The sequence below is a fragment of the Variovorax sp. CCNWLW235 genome (genome assembly GCF_037204085.1).
In the GTDB taxonomy this organism is placed as follows: domain Bacteria; phylum Pseudomonadota; class Gammaproteobacteria; order Burkholderiales; family Burkholderiaceae_C; genus Variovorax.
The window spans coordinates 143,993-156,308 of the sequence record NZ_JBBCBW010000006.1 but is presented as its reverse complement, the minus strand read 5'-3'; the positions used below and the strand labels follow the sequence as shown (position 1 = coordinate 156,308).

At 65.7% G+C, this 12,316-nt stretch carries 10 protein-coding genes; 6 read left to right on the top strand and 4 right to left on the bottom strand.

Annotation, left to right across the window (positions count from 1 at the left end; translation table 11 throughout):
* Positions 1-96 precede the first annotated feature (96 nt).
* The 3 genes from V9L21_RS09640 to msrA all read left to right on the top strand — a co-directional run bounded on the left by V9L21_RS09640 (position 97) and on the right by msrA (position 3,580).
* On the top strand, positions 97-996 hold the full coding sequence (locus tag V9L21_RS09640; protein WP_258506031.1) for a transglutaminase family protein: 900 nt from the start codon (positions 97-99) through the stop codon (positions 994-996).
* Positions 997-1,195: 199 nt separating this feature from the next.
* Positions 1,196-2,704 carry an alpha/beta hydrolase family protein gene (locus tag V9L21_RS09635; RefSeq protein ID WP_337311278.1) on the top strand — a complete coding sequence of 503 codons (1,509 nt, stop codon included), beginning with the start codon at positions 1,196-1,198 and terminating at the stop codon, positions 2,702-2,704.
* Between the two features lie 171 nt (positions 2,705-2,875).
* On the top strand, positions 2,876-3,580 hold the full coding sequence (gene msrA / locus V9L21_RS09630) for a peptide-methionine (S)-S-oxide reductase MsrA (protein WP_337311276.1): 705 nt from the start codon (positions 2,876-2,878) through the stop codon (positions 3,578-3,580).
* A 2-nt stretch (positions 3,581-3,582) separates the two neighbouring features.
* Here msrA and V9L21_RS09625 read toward each other — a convergent pair whose 3' ends face one another.
* Together V9L21_RS09625 and V9L21_RS09620 are read right to left on the bottom strand one after the other, a co-directional pair.
* On the bottom strand, positions 3,583-4,614 hold the full coding sequence (locus V9L21_RS09625) for a class I fructose-bisphosphate aldolase (RefSeq protein WP_337311273.1): 1,032 nt from the start codon (positions 4,612-4,614) through the stop codon (positions 3,583-3,585).
* A gap of 51 nt (positions 4,615-4,665) precedes the next feature.
* Positions 4,666-5,838 (bottom strand): NAD(P)/FAD-dependent oxidoreductase, encoded by a 1,173-nt coding sequence (locus V9L21_RS09620; RefSeq protein WP_337311271.1) that lies wholly within the window; start codon positions 5,836-5,838, stop codon positions 4,666-4,668.
* Between the two features lie 85 nt (positions 5,839-5,923).
* Here V9L21_RS09620 and V9L21_RS09615 point away from each other — a divergent pair, with 85 nt between their 5' ends.
* The 3 genes from V9L21_RS09615 (at position 5,924) to V9L21_RS09605 (ending at position 9,255) form a co-directional block, all read left to right on the top strand.
* The gene (locus tag V9L21_RS09615) at positions 5,924-6,817 is read left to right on the top strand and encodes a LysR substrate-binding domain-containing protein (protein WP_337311269.1); all 894 of its coding nucleotides are present in this window, start codon (positions 5,924-5,926) and stop codon (positions 6,815-6,817) included.
* Between the two features lie 301 nt (positions 6,818-7,118).
* The gene (locus V9L21_RS09610; protein ID WP_337311267.1) at positions 7,119-7,796 is read left to right on the top strand and encodes a response regulator transcription factor; all 678 of its coding nucleotides are present in this window, start codon (positions 7,119-7,121) and stop codon (positions 7,794-7,796) included.
* Positions 7,789-9,255: an ATP-binding protein gene (locus V9L21_RS09605; RefSeq protein ID WP_337311265.1), complete on the top strand. Its 1,467-nt coding sequence runs from the start codon at positions 7,789-7,791 to the stop codon at positions 9,253-9,255. The genes V9L21_RS09610 and V9L21_RS09605 overlap by 8 nt, the downstream gene beginning before the upstream one ends.
* Here the strand turns inward: V9L21_RS09605 and V9L21_RS09600 are convergent.
* Together V9L21_RS09600 and V9L21_RS09595 are read right to left on the bottom strand one after the other, a co-directional pair.
* Positions 9,198-10,463 (bottom strand): HlyD family type I secretion periplasmic adaptor subunit, encoded by a 1,266-nt coding sequence (locus tag V9L21_RS09600; protein ID WP_337311264.1) that lies wholly within the window; start codon positions 10,461-10,463, stop codon positions 9,198-9,200. The two genes, V9L21_RS09605 and V9L21_RS09600, sit on opposite strands and share 58 nt — an antisense overlap.
* A 98-nt stretch (positions 10,464-10,561) precedes the next feature.
* Complete coding sequence (locus V9L21_RS09595) at positions 10,562-12,268, bottom strand: type I secretion system permease/ATPase (protein ID WP_337311262.1); 1,707 nt, start codon at positions 12,266-12,268, stop codon at positions 10,562-10,564.
* Positions 12,269-12,316 lie beyond the last annotated feature (48 nt).

Sequence of the window (12,316 nt, the reverse complement as noted above, 5' to 3'; positions counted from 1 at the left end):
GGTAAAGGCCGGGCGGGCGCCGATTCTGCGGCATAGGACCGCGGCGAGCCAACGGAAAGCCCCCGCTGGCCCCGCCGACACGTGAGAATGCACCGCATGGCCATTCAGTACGACATCACGCACACCACCGTCTACCGCTACAAGAAACCGGTGACCTTCGGGCTGCACCGCGTCATGTTCCGGCCCCGCGACAGCCACGACCTGCGGGTGCTGGCCACCGACCTGCAGGTCAGCCCCCAGTCGTTCACGCGGCTGATCCAGGACCCGCACTCCAACTCGGTTGCGCTGGTGCAGCCCATGGGCGAGGCCACCGAGCTGCGCATCGTGTGTTCCTTCACCATCGAGCATGTGCCGGCGCAGCAAGACCAGCTCGCGCTCGACCCGGCCGCCGAATTCCTGCCCTTTGCCTATTCGGTGCAGGAGCGCCTCGACCTTGAGCACTACCTGCGCCCGCACCATGACGACGATGCGAACGGCACGCTGATCCGCTGGGCCCACCAGTTCCTGCACACCGACAAGCCCAACAGCACGCGCGAAGTGCTCACGCGCATGAACGCGCACATCGGCCAGAGCCTCGAATACAAGGCGCGCGATGAGGAAGGCACGCAAACGCCTCTGCAGACGCTGGCACTCGGCAGCGGCAGCTGCCGCGACTATGCACTGCTGATGATGGAAGCCACGCGCCGCCTGGGCATTGCCACCCGTTTTGTCTCGGGCTACATCTACGACGCCGCGCTCGACCGCGCAGCCCAGTCGCCTGGCGAATCGATGACCGGCGCCGGCACCACCCACGCGTGGCTGCAGGCCTACCTGCCGGGCGTCGGCTGGCTGGCGTTCGACCCGACCAACAACCTCATGGGCAGCGGCCAGCTGATCCGTGTCGGCGTCACGCGAGACCCGGCGCAGGCCGCGCCGATCTCAGGCAGTTGGTATGGCGACGCCGAGGCCTACGACGGGCTGGAGGCCACGGTGGTGGTCACGCGCCGCAAGGAATGACGCCTCCGCGCGCCGGCATGGCGCTGGTGTCGCGTACGAGATAGCAGATACGGGAAAGCCCGGGCTGAGGCGCCCGGCAACGCCCCTACGCTGCGCCGCCGGTCCAGCGAAATAGCACGGTCGTTCTCTACGGCCTGGCGATGCAGCGCTGCGCCTGGCTTCTTCTTCCCAACACCACAAGAACGGAGAGAGACATCCCATGCATTCCGCGCGCCTGACATTTCTTGCCCTTGCAGCCAGCCTTGCCGTCGCATCCTGCGGCGGTGGTGGCGGTGGGGGCGGCTTTGCGTTCACCCCGCTGCCGCCGGCTCCGGCCCCCGCGCCGCCCCCACCTCCTCCACCGCCCCCACCGCCGCCCGAAGAGACGCGCCTGCAGGACAGCCGCAACTCGTTTGCGCCCTCCGATGCTTCAGCCACCACCTTCGCGGCGCTCGCCTCGGACGCCAGCGACACCGTCGACAACGCCACCACCAGCCGCTGGGCCGGCATGCTCGGCGGCGCGCAATACCAGGTCGAGGTGCCCGCCAACTGGAACGGCAAGCTCGTGATGTACGCGCACGGCTATGCGGGTGAAAGCAACCTGCTGAAGGTAAACGCCCCGTCCATCCGCCGCTACCTGATTCAGAACGGCTATGCCTGGGCCGCGTCGAGCTACAGCAAGAATTTCTACGACGTGCGCGCGGGCGTGGAAGACACCAACGCGCTGGCCTTGCAGTTCAACGCCATTGCCAAGGCCAATGGCCGCGAGCTTGCCGCGCCGTCGAAGGTCTACATCACGGGACACTCGATGGGCGGCCACATCACCGCGGCGGCCATCGAGGACGAGGCTTTTGCCACGGCCAACCACAAAGTCAAATACAACGGCGCAGTGCCGATGTGCGGCGTGCTCGGCGACACCGAGCTGTTCGACTACTTTGCAGGCGCACAGATCGCCGCACAGGCACTGGCAGGCCTGCCCAAGTACCCGACTGTCAACTGGCTGGACATCAGGACGCAGGTCACGGGCACGCTCTACACGGCCTTTCCGGGTACGCCCACTGCCACCGGCCTGAAGTTCGGATCGGTGGTGAAGAACCTCACGGGCGGCGAACGGCCGATGTTCGATCTCGGGTTCACGCAGGGCGGCTCGTTTGCGGCGGTTTGGAGCGTGTTCGGCAGCGACGGCACGGTCAACGGCATCCTGAACAAGAGCACGCTCGATACGAATCGCTTCACCTACACCATCGACGGCGACGTGCCGGGAACGACCGCGCTGAACGCATCGGTGCTCAAGCTCACCGCAGCGCCCGACGCCAACCGGCTGCGCACCGACGGCTTGCGCTGGATTCCCAAGGCGAACGGCGAATTCAAGATCCCGGTGGTCTCGCTGCACACGCTGGGCGACCTGTACGTGCCCTTCAGCATGCAGCAGATCTACCACCAGCGCGTCGCGGCCAAGGGCAACAGCAACTGGCTGGTACAGCGCGCCGTGCGCGGCATTTCCCATTGCGACTTCACGATCGCGGAGCAGGTCGAAGCCTTCGACGCCATGATCAAGTGGGAGCGCGACGGCGTGAAGCCGGCGGGTGACGACGTGGTCACGGCTGCCACGGTGGCGGATCCGGCCTATGGCTGCACCTTCACCCGACCTCTTGGCACGGTGGACGAAGGCCCCACGAGCCAGGCGACGCGGCCGGGCGCGGCGGCGGCGCGCCCTTGCCCACCGTAAAAAAGCGCAAGGGGTTCTGGCCGGCGTGCAAGCGCCGGTCGAGTGGCTGAACCGGCAGGTCGATAAACGTCGATAAAAGGCACGGGTACGCGGCATTGACGCACGCCACGTTCGGCGGCAATGTCGCTCCCACCGGCCTGGCATCGAAGGCTCACTCGCACGGGACAGCACATGAGAACCCTCGCATTCACTGCAGCCGCGCTGGCAGCCGCGGCGCTGGCCTGGACTGCCGTGTCTTCGTTAGCCGCCGAGCCCGCACGGCGCGTGCCCGCGCCCAAGGTCGACGTCATGGCCTCGCCCACCACCAAATACGAAACCGCCGTGTTCGCCGGCGGCTGCTTCTGGGGCGTGCAGGGCATATTCCAGCGCGTCAAGGGCGTGAACAACGCCGTGTCGGGCTATGCCGGCGGCGAATCGAAGACGGCACGCTATGAGCGCGTGGGTTCCGGCAACACCGGCCACGCGGAATCGGTGCGCATCACCTACGACCCGCAGCAAATCAGCTATGGCAAGCTGCTGCAGATCTATTTCTCGGTAGCGCACGATCCGACCGAGCTGAACCGCCAAGGGCCGGACACGGGCCCCCAATACCGCTCCACTGTGTTTGCCGAGAACATCGAGCAGGCCCGCGTTGCAAGGGACTACATCGTGCAGCTGACCCAGGCCAAGACCTTCGGCAAGCCACTGGCGACCACCATCGAAATGTCGAAGCCTTTTTATGCGGCCGAGGCCTATCACCAGGACTTTCTCACGCGCCATCCGCGGCACGGCTACATCGTGATCCACGACATGCCGAAGATCGAAAACCTGAAGAAGCTGTTTCCGGAAAGCTATCGGGCGACCCCTGTGCTGGTGAACCCGGCAAAGGGCGGCTGAACTCAGCCGGGCCCGGGTGCGTCCGCCAAGGCGTCGTAGTTGCCGCGACGCGCTGCCTGGTTGCAACGGGCGCGGTGCACAAGCGCCTTCTGCGCCGCAGCGACATTGGCGGCGTCACCCTTCCACGCGTCCAGTGCCGGCTGCTGAACGGCGCGCGAGTATGAGAACGCCAGCGCCCAGGGCAGCCGCGATGCGAACCGCGCGTTCATGGCGTTCAACCGGGCCGAAGCAAGTTGCGCCGACTGCCCTCCCGAAAGGAACGCGATGCCCGGCACGGCAGCGGGCACGGTGCGCAGCAGGCAGGTCACCGTGGCGTCGGCCACCTCGTCCACGCTCTCCTGAATCGGACAGGCCTGGCCGGGCAAGACCATGTTGGGCTTCAAGAGCATGCCCTCCAGCAGCACGCCCTGCAAACGCAATTGAACGAAGACCGCATGCAGCGTTTCTTCGGTGATTTCGGCGCAGCGTGCGAGGAAATGGTCCCCCTCCATCAGCACTTCGGGTTCGACGATGGGAACCAGCCCCGCCTCCTGGCACAGCGCCGCGTAGCGGGCCAGCGCATGGGCATTGACCTCTATGCACGCACGGCTGGGCAAGCCGGCCCCCGGTGTGATGACGCCGCGCCACTTGGCAAAGCGCGCCCCCATGCCGGCGTATTCGGCCAGCCGCTCGCGCAGGCCGTCCAGGCCCTCGGTCACCGTCTCGCCGGGGTGGCCCGCCAGAGGCTTCGCGCCCGTGTCGACCTTGATGCCCGGAATGATGCCCGCCGCCTCGAGTGCCGAGACAAAGGTCGCGCCCCCGCTCGTGCGCTGCCGGATCGTTTCGTCGAAAAGAATCGCGCCGCTGATGCTTGCGCCAAGGCCCGGCGCGGTCACGATCAGCTCGCGCCAGCTGCGGCGCGCGTCTTCGGTCTGGGGAATGTTCAGCTTCGCAAAGCGCTTGTGGCAGGTGGCGTTGCTCTCGTCCATGGCAAGCAAGCCCTTGTCGCCGGCAACCAGCGCCTGTGCGGTATCGATCAATGCCTGTGCAGTCATGTGCTGTGGCCCTCGCTTGCGGATGATCGTACGCCTCTGCCCGGCCTCCGGCTAGATCACGTTCTTCTCGACCAACGGCCTGTTTTCAAGAATGCGCGCGAACGAAACCGGCGACAGGTCGAGGCTGCGGTACCCGCCGTAGCGGATGAGCTCCGCCACGCCCCGTCCCGCCGCGGGGCATTGCTGCAGCCCATGCCCTGAGAAGCCGTTGGCAAAGTAGAGGTTGTCGCAATCCGGGTGCAGCCCGAGGATTGCGTTGTGGTCGAAAACGTTCATCTCGTAGTAGCCGGCCCACGCGCTTGTCATGCGAATGGCCTCGAACACCGGCACGCGCGCAGCCAGCGCCGGCCAGATGAAATCGTCGAAAACGCGGTAGTCCACCTCGAGCGGCGCATCGTCGCGGTCCCTGTCCTGCGGCGGCGCAAAGCCGCAGATGAAGCGACGGCCCTCGGGGCGCAGCCAGATGCCTGACGTGTCGATGATCAGCGGGCAACCCGGCAAGGTGTCTGGGCACGAAAAGCTGAACACCATGCGGCGGCGCCCGCGCACCGGCAGATCGATGCCGGCCCAGCCCGCCACCTTGGCGGCCCAGGCGCCCGCCGCGTTGACCACCACGTCGGCTTCGAGCGGGTCGCCGATGTCCAGTTCCACGCCCGTCAGCGCGCGGCCGCTGCGCTGCAGCCCGGTTGCCTTTGCCTGCACGTAGCGCGCGCCCTGTGAAATGGCCTTCTTTCGAAACGCTTGCAGCAGGCTGTAGCCGTCGTACCAGCCCTCGCCCGAAAGGCCCAGCGAAGCCAGCGCGATGCCTTCGGTCGAAATCCACGGAAAGCGGGCTTTCAGCTGCTCGGGCGTCATCAGGACCACGTCGACACGATGTGCCTTTTGCGTCGTATGGTTCTCCCGCAGCACATCGACGCCGTCCGGCGGGGCCAGATACAGGTACCCGGGCTCGACCAGGCCAATGTCGGGCACGTTGTCGCCCACGCGCAGGGTTTCGCCAAGCCGGCGAAAAAAGTCGATGCCGTAGAGCGACATCTCGATGTTGATGGCGGTGGAGAACTGCTGCCGGATCGAGCTTGCCGACAAGGCCGAGGACGCCTGCGTGTACGAGAAATCGCGCTCGACCACGGTCACGTCGAACGGCTCCTCCGACGGGTCCTGGTTCAGAAAATAGGCAATGGCTGAGCCGATGGCCCCGCCGCCGATGATCACCACACGACGCATGAAATCCCTTTCTTGCTGCTCGTCCACAGGCCCATTCTTACAAGCGCCGGGAAAAACCGCGAGGCCCGCACGCAGAATAGCAACGATGAGAAAAGACATTCCCAACCTGGGCGCGCTGCAGGCCTTCGAGGCCTCGGCGCGCCTGGGGAGCTTTACCCGCGCGGCGGCCGAACTGGCGCTGACGCAAAGCGCCGTCGGGCGGCAGGTGGCCACGCTCGAGCAACGGCTGGGCGTGCCGCTGTTTTCACGCGTGCGCCGGCGGCTCACGCTCACCGACACCGGGCGCGAATATGCCGCGCGCATCCGCCGGCACCTGGACCAGATTCGCCGCGACACGCTCGAAATCAGCGCCGGCCATGACATGGGCTTTGTGCTCGAAGTGGCGGTGGTGCCCACCTTTGCCACCCAATGGCTGATTCCGCGGCTGCCCGACTTCAGCCGGCAGCACCCGAACATCACAGTCAATCTCTCGGTGCGCACGCAGCCCTTCTCTTTCCAGGAAAACGCCTACGACGCCGCCATCTATTTCGGCGACCAGTTCTGGCCCAGCACGCAGGGCGGGTTGATCTTTTCCGAAGGCGAGATGGTTCCCGTCTGTAGCCCGGCGTTTCGCGATGCCAACGGGCCGTGGAACGAAGCGGCCTTCGAGCGTTGCCGCCATGTGCACCTGAGCACGCGTTCGCACGCCTGGCGCGACTGGTATGCGCAGCAAGGGTGGGACTACACGCTGCACGCTTCGCGCGGCCCGCGCTACGAGCTCTTCACCATGGTGACCGCCGCCGCTGCCGCCGGCATGGGCGTGGGCCTGGCACCGCGCCTTTTGATCGAGCGCGAACTGCGAACCGGCGAACTCGTGGTACCGATCGACCGGCACCTGGACGTGAGCCAGGGCTATTACTTCGCCTACCCCGAAGGGCCGCCCGCCTCGGGGGCACTGGAGCACTTCAAGCGCTGGGTGCTTGGGCTCTCACCCGATTGAGTAATAGACCTAAAGAAAACGTCAGGAAGTAAGAAAAACGTTGCACTTTGCCTCGTCACTCTATACATTGATACCTCCGTTTTCATAGCGCAAGATGGACTTGACCCCCGCCGGCCGCTGCGTGAGCAGACGACCCCGAGAGCCAACATCGATTGAGCAAGATCAATGGGCGGAGGAGACAAGAATGAATTTCGAAAGCCCTCTTTCGAAGAGGAATCCGGTGGTGCCCCCGGTGCGAACCTCGCTCGTCGAGTTCGTGCGGCGTTTGCGCTGACCCGCGTTCGATTCACGTCGGTGCCGCATGCGCCTTCTCCTGGTCGAAGACAACGAACTGCTCGGAAGCGCGGTTCACAAAGGCCTGGTTCGAACGGGCTACGCAGTGGACTGGAGTCGCCTTGGAAAAGACGTTCTTGCTTCGCTCGCCTCCTGCACCTACGACTGCGTCCTGCTTGACCTCGGCTTGCCCGACGTCACCGGCGACATATTGCTCAAGAGCATTCGAACGCGCGGCATTCCCATTTCGGTAATCGTGATCACGGCACGTTGCGGCATTCGGGAACGGGTGCGCCTGCTCGACATGGGTGCCGACGACTACATGATCAAGCCGCTGGACCTGGACGAAGTGGCCTCCCGGGTCAGGGCCGTGCTGCGCCGGGTGAACGGCAAGACGCCCAGTGCCGCAGAGCCGGAGCACGGCCCGCTGAAGCTGCACCCATCCCATCGCATGGCAACGCTCCATGGCAACGTCGTCCCGCTGACCAACAAGGAGTTCTGGCTGCTGGAGATCCTGGTGCGCCGCAAGAACCAGGTGCTTTCGCGCTCCCAGCTCGAAGAGGCGCTCTACACCTTCGACGTCGAGGTCGAGAGCAATGCGGTCGAGGTCCACGTTCATTTCCTGCGCCGCAAGTTTTCGCCCAAACTCATCCTCACGGTGCGAGGCGTCGGCTACCAGCTCGGGCCAGAGACCTGGAATGAATAAGCGGTCGGGCGACCCGTGGTCCCTGCGCCGCCGCCTGGCGGCAATCGTGCTCTTCGTATGCGCCGCCACACTGCTGGCGGCAGCTGCCGCCATGTACAGGGCCGACCACCTCTCCGACGAGAAAGTGCTGGATGCCCGTCTTGTTGCGCTGGCGCATACGGCACTGGCGTTCGCGGATCACGAAATCGCCGAGATCTCCGCGGAGGGACACGACGACGGCGTCCACGAAACCGGCGACACGCTCGGCACGCACTATCACTACCAGATATGGTCGCCCAACGGACGGCTGCTTCTTCAGAGCCACAAGGCCCCCTCGGGCGTCCCGATGCGGCCGCTTGCAGAGCGCGGCTTCGGCAAGGCAATCGTGGATGGCGAGAGCGTGAGGACTTATTCGGAAGCGGCCAAAAAGGGCGGCATGATCGTCCAGATCGCGGAGCGCGTGGGCTACCGCAAGGGCGCGATCGGCACCACCACGAGGTACTTTCTTTCCTACCTGGCGATCCCGCTCATCCTGATCTTCGTGAGTGCCTGGTGGTTCCTCCACCGTGCGCTTCGATCCGTCGAGGGCTACGCCTCACAGCTTCGGGAACGCCACGCGCTCGACCTCACGGAACTGAATGCCGAGGACCCGCCTACCGAACTCAGACCCATGGTCGATTCGATCAATGCATTGTTCGAGCGATTCAGAAAGGCGTTGTCGGTCGAGCGCGACTTCACCGTGATTGCGGCGCACGAGATGCGCACGCCGCTGGCCGGCCTGCGCGCGCAGGCCCAACTGGCCTCCACGCTCGCGGATTCGCCGCAAGAGCTGTCGGCTTCCTTGCGGCATCTGATGTCGGGTATCGATCAGGCCAGCTACCTTCTCGATCAGCTGCTCGATCTCGCGCGAATCGACAGCCTTGCGGCGACCGGCGGGCATGCCCTGAACCTTGTAAACCTGGAAGAGGTCTACAGAGACGTGATGGCCGACCTCGGTCCTGCGGCGGCCCAGCGCGATCTGGCGCTGAAGACGCGGTTCGAGGTGCGGGAGCTGCTGGCCGAAGAGCTCGGCCTGCATCTGCTGATGCGCAACCTGATCGTCAACGCCATTCGTTTCACCCCCGTCGGCGGACGCATTGAAGTGGGCAGTGCGCGGGGCCGCCATGCGGTTGTACTCACCGTCGACGATTCGGGCCCCGGCATTCCCGCCAGCCGGCATGCGGAGGCGTTTCAGCGCTTCAATCGTCTCGGGCGCGTCGACGGGCATGGCGTCGGCCTCGGGCTGTCGATCGTGCACGCGGTGGCGCAGGCGCATCAGGCGCCGGTGCGGCTGCTCGAGTCGCCGCTGGGCGGCCTGCGGGCCTCGGTCCGGTTTCCAACGGCAGCCCCGGGAACATCTGCGCCCGACCGGAGCGAAGTGGTTCACATCTGCCTCGCCGCCCTGCGCAACGTCGACGTGATCGGCTCCAACAGGTACTGAAGCGCGGTCTGGAACCCGCCGTCGATATAGACCTCGGCAGGCATGCCGGCCTGCATCTTCAGGTCGCCCACCGCCTTCACCGACTCGGCGTCCGCCAGGATCGAAACGCTGTAGTACGGCATCTGCGTGGACTTGTCGGTGAACCGGTCTCCCGATACATAGGTAACCTTGCCCGACACCATCGTGGCATTGCGGTACTTGAACGCGGTGAACTTGATGCGGGCGTGCTGCCCTATCAGGACGTTGTTCACTTCTTCGGGCCGTATCTGCGCCTCGATCATCAGGGCCGTGTTGCTCGGCACGATCTCCGCAATGGTTTCACCGGGCCGCACGACCGAACCCGGCGAGGTGAACTTCAAATCGATGATCTCGCCGGCTGCCGGCGCCAGCACCACCTGGCGCGTGGTGGCATCGTCGGACTTGCGCAGTTCCTGCTCGATCTCGCTCACCCGCGCCACCGTCGTCTTGAGCTGGTCGCTCGCCGAGCGAAGGTATTCGTTGACGATCGAATTGCTCTTGATGTCGGCGTCGATCAACCGTCCATGGCCGCGTGCGAGCTCGGAGCGGCGCTCCTCCAGCTTGGATGTGTAGTCGGCCACCGAGGCTTCCATCTGGTTGATCCGCGCCGATGAAACGAAGCCCTCCTGCACCAGGCCGCGATTGGCATCGAGATCGCGGTGCTGCAGGGCCAGCGATTCCTGCGCCTTGCTGCCCTGCGCCTCCAGCGCCCCGATTTCCTGCTGCACTCTCTGGCGCAACTGCCGCATCAGCGCCAACTCGCTCTGCAGCGAATGCCGGCGCGCGTGGAACAGTGCCGATTCCTTGGCCATCGCATCCTGCAGGCGCGTGTCCTTGCGGGCTTCCGCCTGCAGGCTTTCGGAGAACACCAGCTTGTCGGCGCGGCGCTGCTCCGCATCCAGCCGCTCCAATGCCGTGCGTTCTACCGCAAGGCGATAGGTGAGCCGGTTGCGGTCGGCGTCCACCCCCACGTCGCCGATGACTATCAGCGGTTCGCCTTCTTTCACCACTTGTCCGTCGCGAACGAGCACCTGCCTCACGATGCCGCCTTCCAGATGCTGGACGGGCCGCCGGTTCAAGTCGACCTTGACGTGCGCCGGTGCCACCACCGCCATTGCCAGCGGCGCGAGCCCGACCCACGCCCCCAACGGGATGACGATGCCCAGCACCGTCCACAGCCCCATGTTCATGAGACGCCTGATCTGCTGATCGCTGGTCTTTCGTTTCGGTGCCCTGCCGGCATGCGGGAGCGCTTGTGCGTGCGTCATATGTTCCTGCCTTTCGGGTCCTATGCCGTGCGCTCGCGTTCACGCTCGCGCTCGCGTTCGGCGACTGCGGCCTGCGATTGCTTCTGCATCGCCTTCATCACCTCGCCAGCCGGCCCGAACTGCTTCACCTGCCCAGCCTCGAGGATGAGGATCTTGTCCACGTGCGCGACCAGCGACGGGCGGTGCGTCACCACAATGGAAGTCACACCCTCTGCGCGCAGGCTGCTGAGGGCGTGCGCCAGCGCAATTTCGCCCTCCGCGTCCAGGCTCGCGTTCGGTTCGTCGAGCACCACCAGGCGCACGTCGCCATACATCGCGCGCGCAAGTGCAATGCGTTGGCGCTGGCCTGGCGACAGGCGCGCTCCGGCCTCACCGATGGGCGTGTCGTAGCCTTTCGGCAGTTGCAGGATCATGTCGTGCGCGTTGGCCCGCTTGGCGGCCGCGATCACCGCCTTGGGGTCGGGCTTGGAGAGCCGGCCGATGTTGTCGGAGACCGTGCCGTCGAACAGCTCCACGTCCTGCGGCACATAGCCGATCCATGGGCCCAGTTCGCTGCGCGGCCATGCTGAGAGATCGGCGCCGTCCAGTCTGACGCTTCCGATGGTCGGCTGCCAGATGCCGGTCAGAAGCCGCGCCAGCGTGGATTTTCCCGCTGCGCTCGCCCCGATGATGGCCAGTGCCTCGCCGGCGGCGAGGTTAAGGGAAACGCCGGTCAGCGCCAGCTTCTCGGTGCCCGGCAGGCGCAACGATACGCCCTCCACGCGCAGTTCACCCATCGGCCGGGGCAGCGACATCTGCGGCTCGCCCTTGTCGAAGTGGCCGCACAGATCGCGCAAGCGGCGATAGGCGGAGCGCGCCTCGTTCAGCACGCGCCAGCTGCCGACGATCTGCTCCACCGGCTGCAAGGCGCGGCCCAGCAATACCGTGGTGGCGATCATCACGCCCGCCGAAGCCGACTGCGTGAGCACCAGGTAGGCGCCGATCGACATCATCATGACCTGCACGCCCTGGCGCAGAAACCGCGAAGCGGCGCTGAACATCACGCTCGAATGGCTGGTGGTGCCCTGCAGCGCCAGCGCCTCGTCCTGCTGCTTGCGCCAGCGGGCGAGCAGGCGCTCGGTCATGCCCATGGCCTGCAGCACCTCCGCGTTGCGCAGCGATCCTTCCACGTAGCGCGACGCGCTGCGCGTTTCCTTCTGCACCGCGTCCAATGCCTTGCGGCTCATCCGGTCGTTGAGCCAGGCCAGGCCAATCATCACAATGGCGGCGCCTGCGGCCCCCAGGCCCAGGGCCGGGTGGAAGAAGGCGATGACGGCCACATAGACCACGATCCATGGCGCATCCATCAGCGCCGTCAACCCGTTGGCCGAGAACAAGCCACGCAGCGTCGCGATGTCGCGCATTGCATCCGGCCTCGCACTCAGCGGCGAGCGGGCCGTGGCAACGACGACCGCGTGCACCACCGGCGGCGAGAGCCGCTCGTCGACGATGTTGCCGCTCAGGTGCTGCAGGCGCAGGCGCACGTAGTCCAGCACGAACAGGATGGCCAGCGCAGCGCCCACGCCGGCCAGCAGCACCCACAGCGTCTCGCGGCTGTTGGTGGGAATCACCCGGTCGAACACCTGCAGCATGAAGAGCGCAGGCACCAGGTACAGCAGATTGATGACGAACGAGAAGAGCCCCATGTTGAACAACAGCGGTCTCATCTCGGCCCAGATCGGCTTCATGTTCTTGTCTCCTCCAGTATGCGGAGCAAGGCGCTCGCGCGCCCTGCT

Bases quoted from the DNA above. Each gene is read 5' to 3' on its own strand.
- V9L21_RS09615 (WP_337311269.1), top strand. From the start codon at position 5,924: ATGAGAAAAGACATTCCCAACCTGGGCGCGCTGCAGGCCTTCGAGGCC.
- V9L21_RS09640 (WP_258506031.1), top strand. From the start codon at position 97: ATGGCCATTCAGTACGACATCACGCACACCACCGTCTACCGCTACAAG.
- V9L21_RS09605 (WP_337311265.1), top strand. From the start codon at position 7,789: ATGAATAAGCGGTCGGGCGACCCGTGGTCCCTGCGCCGCCGCCTGGCG.
- V9L21_RS09610 (WP_337311267.1), top strand. From the start codon at position 7,119: ATGCGCCTTCTCCTGGTCGAAGACAACGAACTGCTCGGAAGCGCGGTT.
- V9L21_RS09635 (WP_337311278.1), top strand. From the start codon at position 1,196: ATGCATTCCGCGCGCCTGACATTTCTTGCCCTTGCAGCCAGCCTTGCC.
- V9L21_RS09625 (WP_337311273.1), bottom strand. From the start codon at position 4,614: ATGACTGCACAGGCATTGATCGATACCGCACAGGCGCTGGTTGCCGGC.
- msrA (WP_337311276.1), top strand. From the start codon at position 2,876: ATGAGAACCCTCGCATTCACTGCAGCCGCGCTGGCAGCCGCGGCGCTG.
- V9L21_RS09595 (WP_337311262.1), bottom strand. From the start codon at position 12,268: ATGAAGCCGATCTGGGCCGAGATGAGACCGCTGTTGTTCAACATGGGG.
- V9L21_RS09600 (WP_337311264.1), bottom strand. From the start codon at position 10,463: ATGAACATGGGGCTGTGGACGGTGCTGGGCATCGTCATCCCGTTGGGG.
- V9L21_RS09620 (WP_337311271.1), bottom strand. From the start codon at position 5,838: ATGCGTCGTGTGGTGATCATCGGCGGCGGGGCCATCGGCTCAGCCATT.